Here is a 21,078-nt window from a genome sequence, read left to right as displayed (position 1 = left end):
CGCGATGGAACCTGTGACCGAAAAACCCCGCGCGCTCGTCTTCTGGCGCCTGTTCGCGCTGCTGTACGACGCCTTCCCGGTGATCGCGCTGTGGTTCGTCGCGTCCCTGACGTTCACGCTGGCCTACACGTTCGGCGGCCACCACGACGCGCACCAGAACATCGCGCCCTTCAGCCCGTTGCAATGGCTGCTGTGGGGCGTGTGCTGGACGATGGCGGGCCTCTACGCGGTCCTGAGCTGGCGCCGCGGCGGGCAGACGCTCGGCATGCGGCCGTGGCGGTTGCGCGTGGTCGGCGCCGATGGCGGCAGGCCGTCATGGCGCGCGTCGTGGATCCGCTATGCCGTCGGTTCGCTGTCGTTGTGCGCGGCGGGCCTGGGGTTCTGGTGGGCGTGGGTCGACCGCGACCGCCTCACCTGGCACGACCGCGCCAGCGGGACGCGCATGATCCGCGAAGCGAAACGCTAACCGCTGCGGCGCCGGAACAACACGGCCGACACACCGAACATCACCGCCAGCGGCAGCAGCATCGCGATGCGCACGTCGAAGTGGAACGCCTGCGCGAGATTGCCGAACAGCGTCTGCAACATCCAGAAGCCCAGCGCGAACACGATGCCGATGAACAACCGCTTTCCCATGCCGCCGCTGCGCAGCGAACCGAACGCGAAGGGCACCGCGGCCAGGCACAGCGCGAGCACGTTGATCGGGTAGAACCAGCGTCCCCAGTAGATTTCCTCGAAGTCGCCGGCATCCAGGCCGTTGCGCTTGAAGTAGTCGATGCTCTGCGCCAGGTCGCGCGAAGGCAGGTAGCGCGGACGCGTGACGCTGGCGGCGAGCGCGGCGTCGTCGAGCTGCGTCTTCCAGCGTTCGATCGGGATGACTTGTTGTTGGACCGACGTCGCCCCGAATGTCGTGCGCGTGACGTTGCGCAGCACCCAGCCGCTCGGGCGGTGCTCGGCGATGGCGGCCTGCGCGATGGATTGCAGGCGGCCTTCGTCGTCGAACTGGTACAGGCTGACGTTGCCCAACTCGAGCCACTGGTCGCCGTTCGCGGTGCGTTGCTGGCCACTGCGCGCGTTGAAGAACACATCGCCCTCGCGCGCCCACACGCCGGCATATTGGGCGAGGATCGCGTTGTTCGAACGCGCCTGCGCCTTCAGCTGGTCGGCCTTGCGCTGGCCCCATGGCGTGAGCGTTTCGCCATTCGCCACCATCAGGAGCGTCAACACCGCGAGCGCGAGCGCGACCGCGCCGCTCAACCGGCGGCGCGAAAGCCCGACAGCGCGCAGCGCGGTGAGTTCGGACGTGGCAGCCAGTTGCCCCAGGCCCATCAGCGCACCAACGACCGCGGCCGTGGGGAACAACGTGTACGCGCGGCGCGGCGCGGTGTACGCGACATACACCAGCGCTTCGACGAAGCCGTACTGCCCCTGTCCGATGTCCTTCAATTCGCCGAGCAGGAACGCCTGCAACAGATCGAGCCCGAGCACGACCGCCCAGGTGATCAATACCGAACCCAATACGACGCGACCGATATACAGATCGTGCAACTTCGGGAACGTCATGCGGCGCTCCCCCGGCGCGGGCGGCGCATGCGGCCGTCGCGGAAATACAGCCACGCGGCGAAGGCGAGTAGCGGCAACAGCAGCCACCACAGGCCGACCATCCCGGGCAGGCGCCCGTCCTCGATCCATTGCCGGCCCAGTACGGTGCTGAACATGCCGACGAGATATCCGAGGAAGGCGATCATGATGCTGCCGTAGCGCGCCTGGCGCGGCGCGCTGCGCGACAGCGGCACGGCGATCAGCGCGAAGGCGAGCGTCAGCAGCGGCGGCGCGATGCGCCAGTGCAACTGCGCGGCCGCCGCGGGGCGCGGATCGGACAGCAGGTCGGTCGTCGTCGACAGTTCCGGATCGTCCTTCGCGCGCTTGGCTTCGGTGTCGGGCAGGCGCAGCTCGTTGCTCGCGTAGCGCATCAGGCGGTAGTCGCGCCCGGTGCCCGAGGGGCCCTCGACGCGGAAGCCATCATCCAGCTTCAGGTAACGCGACCCATCGGCATCGACCGTGAGCGCGCCGGTCATCGACGTGCTCACGTCGACGCGGTCGCCCGAGATGCGATGGACGAACATGCGCGAGAAACGCGTCCCGTCCGGCGACATGCCGCCGACGTAGATCACCCCGCCGTTGTTGGGCAGCGCGATGAAGCGGCCCGGCTCCAGGCCGGTGAGCACGAGGTTGCGGTTGGCTTCCCAGATCATGCGCTCGCCCATGCGCAGGGCGGCCGGGCCCAGCCACAGCGAACACAGCGCCACGACGGCGACCGCGGGCCCCACCACCCACAGGAAGGGGCGCAGCAACCGCTTCGGCCCCACGCCGACCGAGGCCAGGACGGGCATTTCCGAATCCCGGTACAGCCGGCCCATGGCCAGCAGGATGCCCAGCATCAGCGACAGGGGCAGCAGGATCGGCAGGAAGTTGATCACGCGCAGCCCCAGCTGCGAGAGCATCAGCCCGGCGGGCACGCGCCCGCGGGCGATCTCGCTGAGCAGGTCCGCGAAGACGCCGCCGAGGCTGATTAGGCCGAGGACCACGATCGCCGCCAGCACCGACTGGGCGAATTCGCGCGTGAGATAGCGGTCCAGCTTCGGCATCGGGCCTCGTTGCTCTAGAATTCCGCCTTCGTTCGCCGGATTTCCGGCTGCGTGGCATGAAGGCCGTGCGATTGTACGGAAACCGGCGCTGCCCCGAAGTCGCGGCTGCCTCCCAATACCCCCCGAGACGTTGCGATGTCCCTCGAATTCACGTTGAACCCGGCGGCCGCCGCAGGCGTGCCCACCGATTGCGTCATCGTCGGCGCGTTCGCCGACGGCAGCCTCGCGCCCGCCGCGCAGGCCATCGATGCCGCCAGTGACGGCCGCATCCAGTCCCTCATCGCCCGTGGCGATGCAAGCGGCAAGACCGGCCGCACCGCGTTGCTGCACGACCTTGCGGGCGTGAAGGCGCCGCGCGTGCTCGTGGTCGGCCTCGGCGAGCGCGACAAGTTCGGCACCGCGCAATACCTCAAGGCCGTCGGCGACGCCGCGCGCGCGCTGCGCACCGGCCCGGTCGCCTCCGCGCTCTTCACGTTGTCCGAGATCCCGGTGAAGGACCGCGATGCCGCCTGGAACATCCGCCAGGCCGTCGTCGCCGCCGCGCACGCCTGCTATCGCTACACCGCCACGCTCGGCGCCAAGAACAAGAAGCGTGAAGAGACCGGCCTGAAGTCGATGGCCATCGCCGGCGACGACGCGCAGGCGCTCGCGCAGGGCAAGGCGATCGCCGCGGGCGTCGCGTTCTCGCGCGAGCTGGGCAATTTGCCCCCGAACATCTGCAACCCCGCGTATCTCGCGCAGCAGGCGCAGGAATTTACCGCGCGCTTCCCGCAGGCCGAGAGCGACATCCTGGACCGCGACGCGATGGACGCGCTCGGCATGGGCTCGCTGCTCGCCGTGGCGCGCGGTTCGGCCAACGCCCCGCGCATGGTCGTCATGAAGTGGAACAACGGCGGCGCGTCCAAGCCCTACGTGCTCGTCGGCAAGGGCATCACCTTCGATACCGGCGGCATCAACCTGAAGACGCAGGGCGGCATCGAGGAAATGAAGTACGACATGTGCGGCGCCGCGACGGTGATGGGCACCTTCGTCGCCGCGGTCGGCATGCAGTTGCCGATCAACCTCGTGGTCATCGTGCCGGCGGTGGAGAACATGCCCGACGGCGACAGCTATCGCCCGTCGGACGTCATCACCTCGATGTCGGGCAAGACCATCGAAGTCGGCAACACCGACGCCGAAGGCCGTTTGATCCTGTGCGACGCGCTCACCTACGCGCAGCGCTTCGAGCCGCAGGCGCTGGTCGATGTCGCCACGCTCACCGGCGCGTGCGTCGTGGCGCTCGGCAAGTACGCCAGCGGCCTGATGACCAAGCACGACGACCTGTCGGCCGAACTGCTCGCCGCCGGCGAGACCACGTTCGACCGCGCATGGCGCCTGCCGCTGTGGGACGAATACCAGTCGCTGCTCGAGTCGAGCTTCGCGGACGTCTACAACATCGGCGGCCGCTGGGCCGGCGCGATCACCGCAGGTTGCTTCCTGGCGCGCTTCACCGAAGGCCAGCGCTGGGCGCACCTGGACATCGCCGGCGTGGCCAACGACGAAGGCAAGCGCGGCATGGCCACCGGCCGTCCGGTCGGCCTGTTGTCGCAGTGGTTGCTGGACCGCGCGGCCTGACGTGCCGCGCGCCGACTTCTACCTGATCGCGAAGCCGCGGTTCCGCGATGAACCCCTGCGGCTGGTGTGCGAGCTCGCGCGCAAGGCGCACGACGCGGGGATCTTCACGCTGATCCTCGCGCGCGACGCGCAGCAAGCCGAGACGCTCGACGATCTGCTGTGGGACATGGGCGACGACGCCTACATCCCGCACCAGATCGCAGGGCAGGACGCCGACGAAGAAGAGGCCGCGGTGTTGATCGCGCCACCCGACGTCGATGCCGCGCTGCGCCCGATCGTCATCAACCTGCGCGATGGCGCGGTGGACGGCGCGGTCGAACGCGTCCTGGAAGTGGTGCCCGCCGACGAAAGCGCGCGTGGCCCGTTGCGCGAGCGCTGGAAGCAGTACGCCGCGCGCGGTTTCGATGTGAACAAGCACGACATGTGACCCGATGAGCGACCCCCTCGCCCCCAGCTACGACCCCTCGACCTTCGAATCCCGCCTCTACACGGAGTGGGAAAGCGCCGGCACGTTCAAGCCGCGCGGCGTGGGTGAACCCTACGTCGTGCTGCTGCCGCCGCCCAACGTCACCGGCACGCTGCACATGGGCCACGCGTTCCAGCACACGCTGCAGGACGCGCTGATCCGCTATCACCGCATGCGTGGGTTCGACACGCTCTGGCAGATGGGCACCGACCACGCGGGTATCGCGACGGAAATGGTGGTCGCGCGCAACATCGGACGCGAGGGCCTGACGCGCGACGGCCTCGGCCGCGCGGGCTTCATCGACAAAGTCTGGGAGTGGCGCGAGCGCAGCGGCCACACCATCGAAAAGCAGATGCGTCGCCTCGGCACGTCGGGCGATTGGTCGCGCAGCATGTTCACGATGGATCCGATGGCCGCCGACGCGGTGGTCGAATCCTTCGTGCGGCTGCATGAAGAGGGATTGATTTACCGCGGCCAGCGCCTGGTCAACTGGGATCCGGTGCTGAAGACCGCGATCTCCGACCTCGAAGTGGTCAACGAGGAAGAAGACGGCCACCTGTGGTCGATCACCTACCCGCTCGCCGATGGCAGCGGCGTGCTCGTCGTCGCGACGACGCGCCCGGAAACGATGCTCGGCGACACCGCGGTGATGGTGCACCCGGAAGACGAACGCTACGCATCGTTGATCGGCAAGATGGTCAAGCTGCCGCTGACCGATCGGCAGATCCCGATCATCGGGGATGCGTACGTCGATCGCGAATTCGGCACCGGCGTGGTCAAGGTCACGCCCGCGCACGATTTCAACGATTACCTCGTCGGCCAGCGCCACGGCTTGCCGATGATCAACATTTTCACGCCCGACGCCGTCACCAACGACAACGTGCCCGAGGCGTATCGCGACCTCGACCGTTACATCGCACGCAAGCAGGTGCTCGCCGATCTCGAGGCGCAGGGACTGCTCGTCGAAACCAGGCCGCACAAGCTGCAGGTGCCGCGCGGCGACCGCACGGGCCAGGTGATCGAGCCGTACCTGACGGACCAGTGGTTCGTGAAGATGGACGGCCTGGCCAGGCGCGGCATGGAACTGGTCGAGAAGGGCGACGTGCAGTTCGTGCCGCCCAACTGGATCAACACCTATCGCCATTGGATGGAGAACATCCAGGATTGGTGCATCAGCCGCCAGCTCTGGTGGGGCCACCGCATTCCGGCGTGGTACGACGACGCCGGGAAGATCTATGTCGGCCGCGACGAAGCCGACGTGCGCGCGAAGCATGGCCTGGGTGGCGACGTCGCGCTGACGCAGGACAACGATGTGCTGGAGACGTGGTTCTCCTCGCAACTGTGGCCGATCAGCACGATGGGCTGGCCCGACGAACAGAAGATGGCGCAGCTCGGATACGAGCGTTACGTGCCCTCGTCGGTGTTGGTCACCGGCTTCGACATCATCTTCTTCTGGGTCGCGCGCATGATCATGGCGACCGACCACTTCACGGGGCGCGTGCCGTTCCGCGACGTCTACATCACGGGCCTGGTCCGCGACAAGGACGGCCAGAAGATGTCGAAGTCGAAGGGCAACATCCTCGACCCGATCGACATCATCGACGGCATCGAACTCGAGGCGCTCGTCGCCAAGCGCACCACCGGCCTGATGAAGCCGAAGGACGCGCCGAAGATCGAGAAGGCCACGCGCAAGGAATTCCCCGACGGCATCGCGGCGCATGGCGCGGATCCGTTGCGCTTCACGATGTGTGCGCTCGCAGGACCGGGGCGAGACATCAAGTTCGACCTCGGCCGCGCCGAGGGCTACAAGAATTTCTGCAACAAGCTGTGGAACGCCACGCGCTTCGTGTTGATGAACACCGAGGGCAAGGTGTTTGCAGGCAAGCCGTCGCCAACGACGGATGCCGAGCGCTGGATCCTTGCGCGCCTCGAGAACGCATCCACGCAGGCGGCAGCGCATTTCGCGTCGTACCGCTTCGACCTGCTCGCGCAGGCGCTCTACGAGTTCGCGTGGAACGAGTTCTGCGATTGGTTCGTCGAACTCGCCAAGCCCGCGCTCACCGGCGACGACGCGCAGGCTGCGGACAGCACGCGCCGCACGCTGTTGCACGTGCTCGAAACGCTGCTGCGCCTGCTGCATCCGCTGGTGCCGTTCGTGACCGAGGCGCTGTGGCGTTCGGTTGCGCCGCGCCTGTCCATCGACGCGCCCACGATCTCGCTGCAGCCCTACCCGCAGGCGGGCGACAACGCCGGGGATTTCGCGGCCGCCGAAACCGACGTCGAATGGCTCAAGGCGATGGTCAGCGCGTTGCGTCGCATCCGCAGTGAACTGGGCGTCTCGCCGACCAGGCAGATTTCGCTGCTCGTGCAGGGCGGCGGCGAAGCCGAATGCAAGCGCCTGGGGCGTTTCGATTCGCAGCTGCGCTTCCTCAACCGCATCGAGTCGATCGACGTGCTGCAGGGCGAACCGCCCGCCGCGGCCGCAGGCCTTGTTGGCGAAATGCGACTTTTCGTTCCGCTGGAAGGACTGGTCGACCTCGGCGCCGAACGCACGCGCCTCGACAAGGAGCTCAAGCGCGTCGAAGCTGAGTTGATGAAGTCCACCAACAAGCTCGCCAGCGAAACCTTCGTACAGAACGCACCGCCCGCCGTCGTCGAGCAGGAACGCCAGCGCCTGGCCGACTGGACCGCCCAACGGGACGCGTTGTCCGCGCAGCGCGCGCGCCTGGGCTGACCATGCGGCTCGGGCAATACGCGACCGGTCGCGACAACAACTTCAACCTCGTCCGCTTCATCGCGGCCTTCGCCGTGCTGTGGTCGCACAGCTACGCGATCGTGATCAGCCCGGCGTTCGAACCGTGGGTGCAGTGGCTCGGTTACACGCCCGGCGGCGTGGCGGTCGACGTGTTCTTCGTCACCAGCGGGTTCCTGGTGACGGCCAGCCTGATGCGCCTGGACAACTTCAGGGCGTTCGCGCGGGCGCGCGCATTGCGCATCTTCCCCGCGTTGCTCGTGATGTCCTTGTTGCTGGCGCTGGTCATGGGCCCGTTGCTGACGACCCGGCCCCTCGATGTGTATTTCAGCGATTCGGCGGTGTGGAAGTTCATCTGGAAGAACTCCACGATCCTGACCGGCGTGAAGTACAGCCTGCCCGGCGTCTTCGAAAACAACCACATGCAGGTGGTCAACGGTTCGCTGTGGACCCTGCCGTTCGAACTGCGGTGTTACCTGACGCTCGCGCTGGTGTGGTGGCTGGCGAGCTTCGTGAAGTCCGACAAGGCGCGCATGTTCACGCGCATCGTGGTGGTCGGCACGGCGTTGATGCTGGTGTCGTTCTGGGTCGCGCACCACTACGCCTACAAGCACTGGCACACCTTCCGCCTGTTCTACTTCTTCTTCCTCGGCGCGGCGATGTGGATCTACCGCGCCCGCATCCCGATGTCGGGGACGTTGTTCGCCGTGGCGTGCGTCGCGCTCATCGGCGGCATCGTGCAGCCGAAGACGTTCTTCTGGATCTACCCGCTCACCGTGCCCTACATCGTGATGTGGCTGGCCTATGTGCCGGGCGGCGTGCTGCGCCAGTTCAACAAGCTCGGCGACTACTCCTACGGCATCTACATCTACGCGTTCCCGATCCAGCAGGCGCTGGTGGCGACGGTCCCGGGCATCACGCCGGAGCAGATGATCGCGGCCGCGGGCGCGGGGACGGTCGCACTCGCGGTGCTGTCCTGGCACCTGGTCGAAAAGCCGATGCTGGCGCGGAAGAAGCCCTAGCGTTTGACGGACGCGGGCACCGGGTGCGCGCGGTCGTACTTCTCGCCTTCGACCAGCGTCCAACCCACGAGGTCGGTCACGGCCGCGGTCAGCGCGGCATCGAAGGCGCGCGAGACATCGCCCACTTTCGTCGACGCGGCCGGCGCGGACTGCTTCAGCGTGCGCGTGGCGACGACGGCGTTCGCGCGATTGGCGACGAGCTTGGCGACGATCTCCACGTTCGCGTTCGGCGTGGCGCCGCCGGCGTAGTCGGATTCGAAGCGGCGGATGTCGAGCATCAGCTCGTAGTCGCCGTTGATGCCGGTGCCGCGACGCGCGACGCCGCCGATGCGGCCGCTGTCTTCGAACGCACGCAATACCGCGTCCTGCACGAGGTCCGGCGTCGGTTCGGCCCAGATCGCACCGTGGTAGACCTGCAACTCGCCGTCGGCGGGGCGCACGACGATGCGCGGCGAATCGAGCAATTCGGACGCATGCGGGCGCGGAATCTGCAGCGCCCACTTCACCTGCGGCCAGGCCGGATCGGCCTGCACCGTCGCGTCGGGCGCGTACAGCGACAGCGGCTCCTTCTTCGGCACGATGCTGCAGCCGGCGAGCGCCGCCAGCAACGTTGCGGCCAGCATCGATCGAACGGGCGTGGTCATTCGGGCACGAACTCCTTCGGTTGCTGGCGGCCGAGCACGTAGCCCGCCGGGTTGGCGTCGAGGCGGCTGGCGACGCGGCGCAAATCGCGCACGAGGCCCCGCAATTCGGTCATCGCCGGACCGAGCTGCTGGATCCCGTTGGCGAGCGGCGCTCGATTGTCGGCGACGATGCCGTTGGCGTTGGTCGCGACCGACTCCAGTTGCGTCAGCGTGCGATCGAGTTTGTCGACCAGCGCGGGCAATTGCCGCACGACATCGCGGTCCAGGCGCTCGACGGCGCCGTTGGTCGTGACGAGCGTGGTCTTCAACTGTTCGCTGGCCTCGCGCGCATTGACGATCAAGGCGCCCAGATCCTGGCGTTGCGCGGCCACCGAATCGGTCAACGCTTCGATGTTGGCCAGCGAATCGGAAATGCGCCGCACGTTCTCGTCGCTGAGCAGCACGTCCATGCGCGCGACCAGGCGGTTCGCGGTGTCGGCGATGTTCTGCAGCGCGGAGGGCTCGGTGGCGATGGTCGGCACGACGTCGCTGTCGTTGGACACCAGCAGCGGCGCGTTCGGGCTGCCGCCGCTGAGCTGGATGAAGGTCGGGCCGGTGAGGCCGTCCTGCGAGATCTTGGCGTGCGTGTCGGTCTTGATTGGCGTGTTGGTGTTGATGCGCACCGTGGCGATGACCTTGCGCGGATCGTTGGGCGCCAGGCGCAGCGCGTCGATGGTGCCGACGGTGATGCCGTTGTAGCGGACGCTGCCGCCTTCGAACAAACCGGTGACCGCCTCGTTGAAGACGATGCGGTACTTGTTCCACTCGCGTTCGGAAGACCAGTTGGCGGCCCACAGGGCGAACAGCAGGCCGAAGATGCTGATGGCCAGCGTGAAAGCGCCGATCAGGACGTAGTTGGCCTTGGTTTCCATGGGTCCTCCCTTCAGGCCATTGTGCCAGCGCCCGCTTCGCCAGGATGGCGTGCGGCGCGTGCGCGCGGGCCGTGGAAATATTCCTGCACCCACGGGTGGTCGAACCGTTCGACCTCCTCGATGGGCGCGTTCACCACCACGCGCTTGTCCGCGAGCACCGCCACGCGATCACAGATCGCATAGAGCGTGTCGAGGTCGTGCGTAATGAGGAACACCGTCAGGCCGAGCGCCTGCTGCAGCGTCAGGATCAATTGGTCGAACGCCGCCGCGCCGATGGGGTCCAGGCCCGCGGTCGGCTCGTCGAGGAACAGCAGTGGCGGGTCGAGCGCAAGCGCACGCGCCAGGCCCGCGCGCTTGCGCATGCCGCCGGAGAGTTGCGAGGGCAGCTTGTTGATCGCATCGGCGGGCAGGCCGGCGAGCTTGACCTTGAGCAGCGCGAGCTCGTAGCGCAGCGTTTCCGGCAATTCGGGGTGCTGCTCCTTGAGCGGCACCTGCACGTTCTCGCCGACGGTGAGGGAGGAGAACAGCGCGCCGTCCTGGAACAACACGCCGGTGTTGCGCTCGATGCGGTTGCGGATGTCCTCGTCGGTGCTGCGGGCGTCGACGTCGAGCACGCGGATCTCCCCCGCATCCGGGTGGCGCAGGCCGATGATCGAGCGCATCAGCACCGATTTGCCCGCACCCGAACCGCCGACCACGCCGATGATTTCGCCGCGGCGCACGTCGAGGTCGAGATTTTCGTGCACGACCTGTTCGCCGAAGGTATTGCGCAGCCCGCGCACGCGGATGATCGGCTCGTTGGCGTCGATGGCCATGCGTCAGATCTCCATCTGCATGAACCACAGGGCCATGATCGCGTCGATCACGATCACGAGCGAGATCGTCTGCACCACGCTGGAGGTGGTGCGCTCGCCCACCGATTGCGCGGTGCCTTCGACCTGCAGGCCTTCCAGGCAGCCGATCAAGCCGATGACCAGCGCGAACAGCGGCGCCTTCGACAGGCCGACGAGGAAATGCCGCACTTCCATCGTCGCTTCCATCCGCGCGAGGTATGCCTGCGGCGGGATGTCGAGGCTGAAGGCGCCGACCGACAGGCCGCCAAGCAAGCCCGCGATCATCCCGATGAACGTCAGCAACGGCAGCATCACCAGCAACGCGATGACGCGCGGCAGCACGAGCAGGTCGATCGGGTCCATGCCCAGCGTGCGGATCGCATCGACTTCCTCGCGGCTCTTCATCGCGCCGATCTGCGCGGTGAACGCGCTCGCGGTGCGGCCGGCGAGGATGATCGCGGTGAGCAGCACGCCGAACTCGCGCAGGAACGCGACGTTGACCAGTTCGACGACGTAAATCTCCGCGCCGAAATCGCGCAGGATGTTCGCGCCGAGGAAGGCCACCACCGCGCCGACGAGGTACGAGAGCAGGAACACGAGCGGCACGGCATCGAGGCCGACCTGTTCCATGTGGTAGACCGTGGCGGTGAGCCGGAAGCGCCGCGGCTGCGCGAGCATGCGGCCGAACTTCATCAGGTTCTCGCCGAGGAAGCCGATCAGCGCGAGGATTTCCTTCCAGTTGTCGTGCACCGCGAAGCCCAGGCGCGCGAGCGCGGCGCTGACGCCGTATTCGCGTTTCTTCTTGGGGCGGTCGTCGGCGACGTCCTCGATGGCGGACACCAGCGGAACGTGGTCCTCGCGGAAGTGGAAGTCCTCCAGTTCCAGCCCGTTGCGGCGTGCGTAACGCAGCAGCAACAGGACGCCGGCGGAATCGAGGTGTTCGATCTCGTTGGCGTCGACGCGTTCGACCTGCTCGGGGGCCTGGCGCAATTGTTCGGCCATGGCACCGGCGTGCGCGAGCGTCCAGCTCCCGCGCAGGTGCAGGCGCTGCTCGGCGTCGGATTCCAGGCTGGGCGGGCGGCTCTCGTCGCGCATCGGGTCCCCTTTGGCGCGGAGCATACAGAAGCGCGGTAGCCGCGGGCGTGGACGCGTCCTTTACGGCAGCGGCCTTGCGTCCGACTTGCGGTACCACGCGCTGATGCGCGCGCCGTCCCAGCACAGGGTGACGTGCTCGGCCTGTTGCGCCGGCGGCACGGTGGCCTTCGGCGTGAACAGTGCGACGCACTGGCCGGCGCGGCGACGCACGCTGTCGTGGACGATCCCCAGCTCCCCCGCGTCGCGCTGCACGCGCGCGAAGGGTTGCGAGGCGGTGTAACCCGACGGATCGAGCACGCCCGGCGGCGCGCGGCGCCCGCGCAGGTCGAGCAGCCGTGCGCGCACCGGCACGCGATAGCAGCGCAGGTCGATCTCGATCGGCGGTTCGGCGGTGCGCGCCAGGAAGCGTGCGCGATGGTGGCTCACTTCCGAAACCGCGGTGTCGAGGTCGCTGGCGGCGTAGTACACGCCCCACGTGCCATCGGAAAACCGCGAGCCCTCGGGATTGAGATGGGTGAACGCCGACATGATCGGTGTCGTGCCCGGCCCGCTGACGCGGTGCGCCTTCGGCAGCAGCGACAACACGCCCGCTTCCTGCCGCAGGCGCGGATTGCCCAGGGCTTCCACCGCGAAGACGACATCGAGGTCGGCGGGGTCGGCGACGTCGTCGAACAGGCCGACGACGGGGAACCGGCTGGCCACGAGCCGGCACGAGGTTTCCCACGCGAGCTGGACATGCGTCAGCCGCACGCGCGCCTCAGGACCATCCGCCGCGTTGCGCGTCGAGGTACTGGCGCACGACGTACAGGTCCGACACCTGCCCGGCGAGCATGCGATCGAGCGCGGACTTGCCGCCGAACAACGGCGCGGTGTTCTCGCGCTTGACCCACGCATGCGCGCGTTCGGGCACGGGCAGCAGCACCTGCAACGCGGCGTGGATGCCGAAGACGTGCGACAGGCGCTCCAGCGTGGCGTTGTCCAGGCCGCGCTTCACCCGCCCGCTTTTCCATTCGTAGAACGTGCTGCGGCCGCAGTCGAGCAATTGGCGTTGCTGCTCGTTGGACAGGCCCCAGGCTTCCGCGATGCGGAAGAAGGTGCGCAGCGCGGCGGACGCGGCCTGCGCGGAAGTCAGGTCCGGTACGTGCGCCTGCGGTGTTTCGAGCGGGTGGGCCATGGCGGATCCCGGAAAGGCGGCGAACCCGTTGTAATCCATTTTGGGACGTAAATCAATGATCTGTCCGTTCACGGACAACGCGGCCGATTGCGCCTTGCATCGGGCGGCATGCGCGTCGTGCAATGCTTCTCGCATGAGTGCTCCTCCTTCCGTGGTGGTTGCGCCGCCCGCGTCGCCGAACGATGCGGCCAGCGCCGGCTACGCCGAACGCATCGACTTCGTCCTCGAAGTCGCCGAACACCTGCACGCTTACGGCACCACCGCGCAGCGACTGGAAGGCGCGGTGACGGCGGTGGCGCAGCGGCTGGGACTGGATTGCGAACCGTGGTCCAACCCCACGGGGATGATCCTGTCCTTCAGCGATCCGCGTCGACCCGCCGGCGTCTCGGATACGACACGAGTGATCCGTTTGGCGCCCGGAGACACGGACCTCTACAAGTTATGCGAGGCCGATCGCATCGCCGAAGACGTGATGGCCGGTCGTGTCGGCATCGCGCAAGGCCATGCGCAACTTCGCGCGCTATCCAAACCGCCGACGAATCGGCAGCGCGCCGTGCAGGTGTTCGGTTTCGGCCTGGCTTCGGCCGCCGTCGCGGGCCTGCTGCGGCTGCCCTGGCTCGACATCGCGACGGCGGGGTTGATCGGCCTGGTGATCGGCCTGATCGAGCTGGCATCGCACAACCGCCCGCGCCTGAACGAAGCCAGCGACGCGATCGCGGGGTTCGTCGCGGGCATCGTCGCCATCGCCATCGCCAGCCTCGTCGGGCCGCTGAACCTCAACACGGTCACCATCGCCGCATTGATCGTGCTGCTGCCCGGCATGACGCTCACCAACGCGGTCAACGAGCTCACGAGCCGGCATCTGGTCTCGGGCACCGCGCGATTCGCCGGCGCGCTGACGACGATCCTCAAGCTGACGATCGGCACCGTCATCGCTTTCAAGCTCGCGCAACACCTCGGACTGCACGCACAGGTGCGTGCGTCGCGGCCGCAACCGGACTGGGTGGAAGTCGTCGCCGTGGTGTGCGGCGCGTTCGCCTTCGCGGTGCTGTTCCGCGCGGCCTTGCGCGATTACTGGGTGGTGATGCTGTCGGCGGCGACGGGCTATGTCGTCGCGCGTTTCGGCGGGCAGATGTTCGATAGCCACGCCGGCGTGTTCCTCGCCGCGCTCGTCACTTCCGCGCTCGGCAATGCGTACGCGCGGCTGGCGCAGCGGCCGGGCGCGCTGGTGCGCGTGCCCGGCATCATCATGCTGGTGCCGGGCAGCGTTGCGCTGCGCGGCGTGATCAACCTGGTGCAGCAGCAGAACGTCGACGCGGGTGGCGATGCCGCGCTCGCCGTGCTCAACACGCTGATGGCGCTGGTGGCGGGGCTGTTGTTCGGCAACCTGCTGGTGACCGCGCGCCGCAACCTCTGAGGCTCAGCCGATCAGGAAATCCTCGAGCTTGCGGCCCGCGGCGATCTGCGTGGCCATCCACTTGGGCTGCTGGCCGCGGCCGGCCCACGTTTCCGACGGGTTCTGCGGGTTGCGGTACTTCGGCGCGACCTTGCCCAGCTTGTAGCCCTTGGTCGACTTGCGCGCAGGCGCGCCGTTGGACGCGGCGGCCTTCCTCGCCGGCGCCGGCGACGCCGCACCGCCGAACAACTCGGCCACCGTGTAACCCTCGGCCCGCGCGAGCGCGGTGAGTTTCTTGCGCACCAGCGCGATGGGCTTGCGCTTGCTCAGCGTGGTGCGGCGCTTCTTCGCCTGCGCGATCAGCGCGTCGAGTTCCTTGGCCGACAGGCCGTTGAGGTCGATGGACATCGGGGCGTTCCTCCGCAAGGTGAAGGGGCGTGCAATCAACCGCGCAGGCGCGCGAACAACGTTTCGCGATCGAGCTGCTCGGCATCGGCCGCGGTGCGCGCACGATACTCGAACGTGCCCGCGGCCAGGCCGCGCTCGGACACGACCACGCGGTGCGGCACGCCGACCAGCTCGATGTCGGCGAACATCTGCCCCGGGCGCAGGCCACGGTCGTCGAGCACCGTGTCGATGCCGGCGGCATTGAGCTCGCGGTGCAGGGTTTCGGCGGCGGCGGCCACGGCGGCGTCGTTCTTCGGGTTGATGACGCACACCGCCACCTGCCACGGCGCCATCGCTTCGGGCCAGAGGATGCCGTTGGCGTCGTGGTTCTGTTCAATCGCGGCGGCGACGATGCGCGAAACACCGATGCCGTAGCAACCCATCATCGGCACCGTGGCCTTGCCCGCCATGTCGAGCACGGTGCAGCCCATCGATTCGGCGTATTTGCGGCCGAGCTGGAACACGTGGCCGACTTCGATGCCGCGCGCGATGCCCAGCGTGCCCTTGCCGTCGGGCGAGGGATCGCCGGCGACGACGTTGCGCACGTCGGCCACGATGTCCGCTTCCGGCAGGTCGCGCGCCCAGTTGACGCCCGCGACGTGGTAGCCGTTTTCATTGGCGCCCACGACGAAATCGCGCATCGCATCGACGCTGCGGTCGGCGATGACGGTGACGGCGGCGCGCGGCTGCAGCGGACCGAGGAAGCCCGGCTCTGCACCGAGGTGCTCGAGGATTTCCGCTTCGGTGGCCATGCGGTAGTCGGCCAGGCCGGCGACCTTGCGCAGCTTCACTTCGTTGACGACGTGGTCGCCGCGCACGAGCACCAGCGCGAAGCCGTTCTCACCCATGACCGCAACCGACTTCACGGTGCGATCGAGCGCAATCCCCATCAACGCGGCGACGTCTTCGCAGGTCTTCTGCGTCGGCGTCTCGATCTTGCGCAGCCCCTCTTCCGCCGATTGCCGCGGCGCCGGCGCGAGCGCTTCGGCCAGCTCGATGTTGGCGGTGTAGTCCGAGCCGTCGGAGAAGGCGATCGCGTCCTCGCCCGATTCGGCGAGCACCTGGAACTCGTGCGAGGCATTGCCGCCGATGGCGCCGGTGTCGGCGAACACCGCGCGGAACTTCAGCCCCAGGCGCGTGAAGATGCGGCCGTAGGTGTCGTACATGTTGCGGTATTCGTCGGCGAGCGAGGCTTCGTCGACGTGGAAGGAGTAGGCGTCCTTCATCAGGAATTCGCGCGCACGCATCACGCCGAAGCGCGGGCGGATCTCGTCGCGGAACTTGGTCTGGATCTGGTAGAAGTTGACCGGCAGTTGCTTGTAGCTGGAGAGCTCGTTGCGCGCGAAGTCGGTGATGACCTCTTCGTGCGTGGGGCCGTAGCAGTACTCGGCGTCCTTGCGGTCGCGGATCTTCAGCAACTGGCCGCCGAACTTCTGCCAGCGGCCCGTCTCTTCCCACAGTTCCTTCGGCTGGATCGACGGCATCAGCAGTTCGATCGCGCCCGCGGCGTTCATCTCTTCGCGCACCACCGCCTCCACCTTGCGCAGCACGCGCAGGCCGAGCGGCGACCATGTGTACAGGCCGGCGGCAAGCTTGCGGATCATGCCCGCGCGGAGCATCAGCTGGTGGCTGACGACTTCGGCGTCGGCGGGCGTTTCCTTGACGGTGCGGAGATGGAATTGCGACAGGCGCATCGGGGGGACTTCAGGACGGCGGAAAGACCCGCATTCTGCCATGGGCCGCCCGCCTTCCCCCTGCCCCGCGCCGGCTGCGCGAGGGGTTCCCGACGTCAGTCGCAGTTCGCGGCGGCGACGGTCTGCATCGCCTGCGTTTCCTGCGCGCGCTGGTTGGCGTCGAGCACGGCGTCGGACTTGCCGTCCCCATCGCGGTCCACCGCCACGCCGGCCTGGCTGTTCAACACCGCGAGATTGGCCTGCGCCTGCTTGCAGGCGGTGGCGCGCTGTTTGGCCTGCTGCTCGGCGGCGGCGGCCGCGGCGGCGGGATCGGGCCCGCCCTGTGCGGCGGCAACGGTGACCTTCGGCGCGGGCGTGGAGGACGGCACCGGGTCCGCGGCGGTCTTGACCGTCTTCTTCTTCGCGCCGGCAGGCGGCGGCGAATCGGAATAGTGGGTCACGCCCTTGTCGTCCTTCCAGGTGTAGACGGCCTGCGCGAAGGCAGGGATGCACACCGCGAGGGCGAGGGCGAGCGCGCCCACGAGCAGGCGGATGGAACGTTGCATGGCGGTGGTCCCCTCGGAGGCGTGGGGGGATTGCAGCACTGCGACGGGGGGCGCGCAAGCGACTTGCGTCGCAGGCGCTACACTTCGGCGCATGGAGCCCATCGAACCGGCGCGGCCACGCCCGCGCGGCATCTACCTGCTGCCCAACCTGTTCACCACCGGCGGCCTGTTCGGCGGGTTCTTCGCCATCGTCGCCGCGGCCCAGGGCAAGTTCGAGGAAGCCTGCATCGCGATCTTCATCGCGGCGATCCTCGACGGCATCGACGGGCGCGTGGCCCGGATGACGAACACGCAGAGCGAGTTCGGCGTGCAATACGACTCGCTGGCGGACCTGGTGAGCTTCGGCATGGCGCCCGCGCTGGTCATGTACCACTGGGCGCTGTCGTCGATGAAGCTGGACGGGGCCATGTTCGGCAAGGTCGGCTGGCTCGTCGCGTTCCTCTATGCCGCGTGCGCGGCGTTGCGCCTTGCGCGCTTCAACAGCCAGGTGGGCCAGGTCGACAAGCGCTGGTTCATCGGCCTGGCCAGTCCGGCGGCCGCGGGGCTGATGGCGAGTTTCGTCTGGACGTGCGACGACCTCGGCCTCGCGGGGCCCGAGTTGCGCTGGCCCGCCGCCGCGGTGGCGGTCGTCGCCGGCCTGCTGATGGTCAGCCGCGTGCGTTACAACAGCTTCAAGGGCAGCGGCCAAGGCGCGCGCGCCGAGCGCGTGCCGTTCGCGACCATCGTGATCGCCGTGGCCATCCTGATCGCGTTGTGGATCGACCCGCCGCGCGTCCTGCTCGCGGCGACCGCGTTGTATGCACTGTCCGGCCCGGTGATGTGGTTCCACCGCCGCAAGATCGCGAGCGAACCGGCATGAGCGACGCGCCGGCGGCATGGGACGACTTCCAGCGCGAGATGCTCGACGCGCTCGGGCACGTCGTCTATCGCGTGCAGGCCGCCGAAGCGCTCGAAGACACGCCGCTGACGCAAGCCATCGCCCGCGCGGCGAAGACCGAACTCGCATCGCTGCCCAGGCTCCTGCCGCTCGCGCAATTGCGCACGCCCGCCGGCAAGCGCGCGGTGTGGCCGCAACTGCGCGCGTTGCGCAAGGCCGCGCGGACATGAGCGCGCTCGCCGCCGACAGCATCCCGCTGCCGTCGCTTCGCCCGATGCGCGAAGCCGACCTGCCCGAGGTCATGGCGATCGAGCAGCGGGCGTACGCATTCCCGTGGACGCAGGGCGTGTTCCGCGATTGCCTGCTCGCCAACCACCCGGCGTGGGTCCTGGTGCAGGACGGCGAGATCCTCGGCTACGGCGTGATCAGCGTCGCCGCGGGCGAAGCGCATGTCCTCAACGTGTGCACCGCGCCGGAAGTGCAGGGCCGCGGGCATGGGCGGCGTTTGCTGCGCGCGATCCTGCAACTCGCGCGCGGCCGCGGCGCGCAGCGCGTGTTCCTCGAAGTACGCCCGTCCAACAAACCCGCCATCGCGCTGTACCACGACGAAGGCTTCAACGAGATCGGCCGACGCCCGCGCTATTACCCGGCGAAAGACGGCCGCGAAGACGCGCTGGTCATGGCGCTCGAATTGCTCGCCGACGAAGACTGACCGCTAGCGCGGCAGCACGCGCCGGAACGTCAGGTTGATCCGCGGCCCCACGGCGCGCGCGGTCGGCGGCACGGCGTGCAACCAGTTGCGTTGCGTGCCACCGGACATCACCAGCAGGCTGCCATGCGTCAGGTCCAGGCCGAGCGTCCCGTCGCCTGCGCGCGCACGGAAACGGAAACGCCGCGTCGCACCGAGGCTCACCGATGCGATCAGCGGTTCCGGGCCGAGTTCGGGTTCGCTGTCGCGATGGAAACCGAGACGGTCGCCGCCGTCGCGATACAGATTGGCGAGCACGCTGTTGAAGCCACCGTGCAGTTCGCCTTCGAGCCGCTCGCGCACCCGCGCCAGCGCCGCGGGCCACGGGTGCGGTTCGAACAGCGTCCCCGAATATTTGTACGCCACGTCCCCGATCCAGCAACTCAGGCGCGGCGCATCGAGCGTGCGGCCGTACACGGTGATGCGGTGGCGTTCCCACGGCAGGCCGTCGCGCAGGGCGTCGAACAAGGCCCGCGCGGGCCCCGCCTCCAGCCAGTCCGGATCGAACATCACGTCCGCGCCCGGCAAGTGAATCGCCATCGCCGCCATGCGCCTTAGAATGGCGCGATTCCACGGAGGCTTCCATGACGACTGAAATCGAACGCGACGTGATGGAGTACGACGTCGTCGTCGTGGGCGCCGGTCCCGCGGGCCTGGCCTGCGCGATCCGCCTCAAGCAGCTCAGCCCCGACACCACCGTGTGCGTGATCGAGAAGGCCTCGACGATCGGCGCGCACATCCTGTCGGGCGCGGTGATCGAGCCGCAGCCGCTCGACGCGTTGCTGCCCGGCTGGCGCGACAACCCGCCGCCGATCTGCGTGCCCGCGGGCGAAGACGAATTCCTGTTCATGACGAAGACCGGCGCGCACAAGCTCATCGTGCCGCCGCAGATGCACAACAAGGGCAACTTCATCGTCAGCCTCGGCGCGCTGTGCGCGTGGCTCGCGCCGCAGGCCGAAGCGCTGGGCGTGGAGATCTACCCGGGCTTCTCCGCGAGCGAAACATTGCACGACGAAGACGGCCGCGTGAATGGGGTGCGCATCGGCGACATGGGCGTGGCGAAGGACGGCACCCACAAGCCCGGCTTCACGCAGGGCATCGACATCCGCGCGAAGGTCACCGTGCTCGCCGAAGGCGCGCGCGGCCATCTCACCAAGCGCCTGGTCAAGCGTTTCGGCCTCGACGCCGACAGCGATCCGCAGGGCTATTCGATCGGCATCAAGGAACTGTGGCAGGTGCCGGAAGAACGCACGACGCCGGGCAAGATCGTGCACACGCTCGGGTGGCCGGCATCCAACGACATCTACGGCGGCAGCTTCCTCTATCACCTGGACAAGGGCCGCATCGCGCTGGGTTACATCAGCGGCCTGGACTACAAGGATCCGGAATACCGCCCGTGGGAAGCCTTCCAGCAATGGAAGAACCATCCGTCGGTGAAGGGGCTGCTCGAGGGCGGCACCATCGTCTCTGCCGGCGCGCGCGCGATCGTCACCGGCGGTTACCAGTCGCTGCCGAAGGTCGAAATGCCCGGCGCGCTCCTCATCGGCGACACGGCCGGCACGCTCAACGTGCCGAAGATCAAGGGCACGCACCAGGCGATCCGTTCGGCGATGCACGCAGCCGAACATCTGGTCGCATCGCAACTGTCGTCGGCGGGCTTCGATGCGAAGCTGCGCGGATCCGACGTGATGGCCGAGCTGCGCAAGGTCCGCAACATCAAGCCGGGTTTCAAGAAAGGCCTGTGGTTCGGCCTGTTCAACGCGGCGTGGGAAACGGTGACGATGGGGCTTTCACCGTGGACGCTGAAGAACAAGGCGGACTGGTCGGCGACGGCGAAAGTGTCGGAACACGAAACGCCGAAGCGCGATTACCTGCAGCGCGAGCTCGCGCCGCGCGATCGCCTGGCCGGCGTGTATTTCGCCGCGACCGAGCACGACGAAGACCAGCCGGTGCATCTGGTGGTGCACGACCCCACGGTCTGCGTCACGCGGTGCGCGGCCGAATACGACAACCCGTGCACGCGCTTCTGCCCCGCCGGCGTATACGAAATCGTCGACGATCCCGACGGTCCGGCGAACACCGGCAAGCGCCTGCAGATCAACGCCGCGAACTGCGTGCACTGCAAGACCTGCGACATCAAGGATCCCTACGAGATCATCACGTGGGTCACGCCGGAAGGCGGTTCGGGGCCGAATTACCAGAACCTCTGACG

The 21,078-nt window shown here is 68.0% G+C and carries 22 protein-coding genes; 10 read left to right on the top strand and 12 right to left on the bottom strand.

Annotated elements, in window-relative coordinates:
• Positions 1-4 precede the first annotated feature (4 nt).
• Entirely contained in the window at positions 5-466 is a 462-nt protein-coding gene (locus LF41_RS00220) for an RDD family protein (protein WP_036164259.1), read from the top strand.
• Here LF41_RS00220 and lptG read toward each other — a convergent pair.
• Both lptG and lptF read right to left on the bottom strand, forming a co-directional pair.
• A complete protein-coding gene (gene lptG, locus LF41_RS00215; protein WP_425599455.1) occupies positions 463-1,617 on the bottom strand; it encodes an LPS export ABC transporter permease LptG in 1,155 nt (384 codons plus the stop codon). The two genes, LF41_RS00220 and lptG, sit on opposite strands and share 4 nt — an antisense overlap.
• Positions 1,560-2,648 carry an LPS export ABC transporter permease LptF gene (gene lptF, locus LF41_RS00210; RefSeq protein ID WP_036164257.1) on the bottom strand — a complete coding sequence of 363 codons (1,089 nt, stop codon included), beginning with the start codon at positions 2,646-2,648 and terminating at the stop codon, positions 1,560-1,562. Before lptF ends, lptG begins: the two co-directional genes overlap by 58 nt.
• A gap of 135 nt (positions 2,649-2,783) precedes the next feature.
• Between lptF and LF41_RS00205 the strand changes: the two genes are divergently transcribed.
• The 4 genes from LF41_RS00205 to LF41_RS00190 are packed head-to-tail and all read left to right on the top strand — an operon-like array spanning position 2,784 to position 8,502.
• On the top strand, positions 2,784-4,262 hold the full coding sequence (locus LF41_RS00205) for a leucyl aminopeptidase (protein ID WP_036164255.1): 1,479 nt from the start codon (positions 2,784-2,786) through the stop codon (positions 4,260-4,262).
• Position 4,263: 1 nt separating this feature from the next.
• On the top strand, positions 4,264-4,689 hold the full coding sequence (locus LF41_RS00200; protein WP_036164253.1) for a DNA polymerase III subunit chi: 426 nt from the start codon (positions 4,264-4,266) through the stop codon (positions 4,687-4,689).
• Between the two features lie 4 nt (positions 4,690-4,693).
• On the top strand, positions 4,694-7,462 hold the full coding sequence (locus tag LF41_RS00195) for a valine--tRNA ligase (RefSeq protein WP_036164251.1): 2,769 nt from the start codon (positions 4,694-4,696) through the stop codon (positions 7,460-7,462).
• Positions 7,463-7,464: 2 nt separating this feature from the next.
• Complete coding sequence (locus LF41_RS00190) at positions 7,465-8,502, top strand: acyltransferase family protein (protein ID WP_052115988.1); 1,038 nt, start codon at positions 7,465-7,467, stop codon at positions 8,500-8,502.
• Here LF41_RS00190 and LF41_RS00185 read toward each other — a convergent pair.
• From LF41_RS00185 to LF41_RS00160, 6 genes are read right to left on the bottom strand one after another with little or no spacing between them, the layout of a single operon-like run.
• Positions 8,499-9,146: an ABC-type transport auxiliary lipoprotein family protein gene (locus LF41_RS00185; protein WP_036164249.1), complete on the bottom strand. Its 648-nt coding sequence runs from the start codon at positions 9,144-9,146 to the stop codon at positions 8,499-8,501. The genes LF41_RS00190 and LF41_RS00185 overlap by 4 nt on opposite strands.
• A complete protein-coding gene (locus LF41_RS00180) occupies positions 9,143-10,057 on the bottom strand; it encodes an MlaD family protein (protein WP_036164247.1) in 915 nt (304 codons plus the stop codon). Before LF41_RS00180 ends, LF41_RS00185 begins: the two co-directional genes overlap by 4 nt.
• Positions 10,058-10,068: 11 nt before the next feature.
• Positions 10,069-10,872, bottom strand: coding sequence for an ABC transporter ATP-binding protein (locus tag LF41_RS00175; RefSeq protein ID WP_052115987.1), 804 nt, complete (start codon positions 10,870-10,872; stop codon positions 10,069-10,071).
• A 3-nt stretch (positions 10,873-10,875) separates the two neighbouring features.
• On the bottom strand, positions 10,876-11,985 hold the full coding sequence (locus tag LF41_RS00170) for an ABC transporter permease (RefSeq protein ID WP_036164318.1): 1,110 nt from the start codon (positions 11,983-11,985) through the stop codon (positions 10,876-10,878).
• A 60-nt stretch (positions 11,986-12,045) separates the two neighbouring features.
• Entirely contained in the window at positions 12,046-12,735 is a 690-nt protein-coding gene (locus LF41_RS00165; protein ID WP_036164244.1) for an RES family NAD+ phosphorylase, read from the bottom strand.
• A 7-nt stretch (positions 12,736-12,742) separates the two neighbouring features.
• A complete protein-coding gene (locus LF41_RS00160) occupies positions 12,743-13,159 on the bottom strand; it encodes an MbcA/ParS/Xre antitoxin family protein (protein WP_036164316.1) in 417 nt (138 codons plus the stop codon).
• A gap of 133 nt (positions 13,160-13,292) precedes the next feature.
• Between LF41_RS00160 and LF41_RS00155 the strand changes: the two genes are divergently transcribed.
• Positions 13,293-14,576 (top strand): threonine/serine exporter family protein, encoded by a 1,284-nt coding sequence (locus LF41_RS00155; protein WP_036164243.1) that lies wholly within the window; start codon positions 13,293-13,295, stop codon positions 14,574-14,576.
• 3 nt (positions 14,577-14,579) lie between these two features.
• Here the strand turns inward: LF41_RS00155 and LF41_RS00150 are convergent, their stop codons facing one another.
• From LF41_RS00150 to LF41_RS00140, 3 genes are all read right to left on the bottom strand, one after another.
• Positions 14,580-14,963: an H-NS histone family protein gene (locus tag LF41_RS00150; protein ID WP_036164241.1), complete on the bottom strand. Its 384-nt coding sequence runs from the start codon at positions 14,961-14,963 to the stop codon at positions 14,580-14,582.
• A gap of 35 nt (positions 14,964-14,998) precedes the next feature.
• Positions 14,999-16,696: a proline--tRNA ligase gene (locus tag LF41_RS00145; protein WP_036164239.1), complete on the bottom strand. Its 1,698-nt coding sequence runs from the start codon at positions 16,694-16,696 to the stop codon at positions 14,999-15,001.
• A 95-nt stretch (positions 16,697-16,791) separates the two neighbouring features.
• A complete protein-coding gene (locus tag LF41_RS00140; RefSeq protein WP_036164238.1) occupies positions 16,792-17,241 on the bottom strand; it encodes a DUF4124 domain-containing protein in 450 nt (149 codons plus the stop codon).
• Between the two features lie 91 nt (positions 17,242-17,332).
• On the opposite strand from LF41_RS00140, the gene pssA reads away from it, so the two are divergent.
• The 3 genes from pssA to rimI are packed head-to-tail and all read left to right on the top strand — an operon-like array spanning position 17,333 to position 18,830.
• Complete coding sequence (gene pssA / locus LF41_RS00135) at positions 17,333-18,100, top strand: CDP-diacylglycerol--serine O-phosphatidyltransferase (RefSeq protein WP_036164237.1); 768 nt, start codon at positions 17,333-17,335, stop codon at positions 18,098-18,100.
• Positions 18,097-18,348 carry a hypothetical protein gene (locus LF41_RS00130; RefSeq protein ID WP_036164236.1) on the top strand — a complete coding sequence of 84 codons (252 nt, stop codon included), beginning with the start codon at positions 18,097-18,099 and terminating at the stop codon, positions 18,346-18,348. Before pssA ends, LF41_RS00130 begins: the two co-directional genes overlap by 4 nt.
• A complete protein-coding gene (gene rimI / locus LF41_RS00125) occupies positions 18,345-18,830 on the top strand; it encodes a ribosomal protein S18-alanine N-acetyltransferase (RefSeq protein WP_036164235.1) in 486 nt (161 codons plus the stop codon). Before LF41_RS00130 ends, rimI begins: the two co-directional genes overlap by 4 nt.
• A 3-nt stretch (positions 18,831-18,833) precedes the next feature.
• On the opposite strand, the gene LF41_RS00120 is transcribed toward rimI, so the two are convergent.
• On the bottom strand, positions 18,834-19,406 hold the full coding sequence (locus tag LF41_RS00120; protein ID WP_036164314.1) for an alpha-ketoglutarate-dependent dioxygenase AlkB family protein: 573 nt from the start codon (positions 19,404-19,406) through the stop codon (positions 18,834-18,836).
• Between the two features lie 44 nt (positions 19,407-19,450).
• Between LF41_RS00120 and LF41_RS00115 the strand changes: the two genes are divergently transcribed.
• The gene (locus tag LF41_RS00115) at positions 19,451-21,076 is read left to right on the top strand and encodes an electron transfer flavoprotein-ubiquinone oxidoreductase (RefSeq protein ID WP_036164233.1); all 1,626 of its coding nucleotides are present in this window, start codon (positions 19,451-19,453) and stop codon (positions 21,074-21,076) included.
• Positions 21,077-21,078 lie beyond the last annotated feature (2 nt).

This window comes from Lysobacter dokdonensis DS-58, from assembly GCF_000770795.1.
Lineage (GTDB): Bacteria > Pseudomonadota > Gammaproteobacteria > Xanthomonadales > Xanthomonadaceae > Noviluteimonas > Noviluteimonas dokdonensis.
This window is presented reverse-complemented; position numbering and strand designations above follow the sequence as displayed.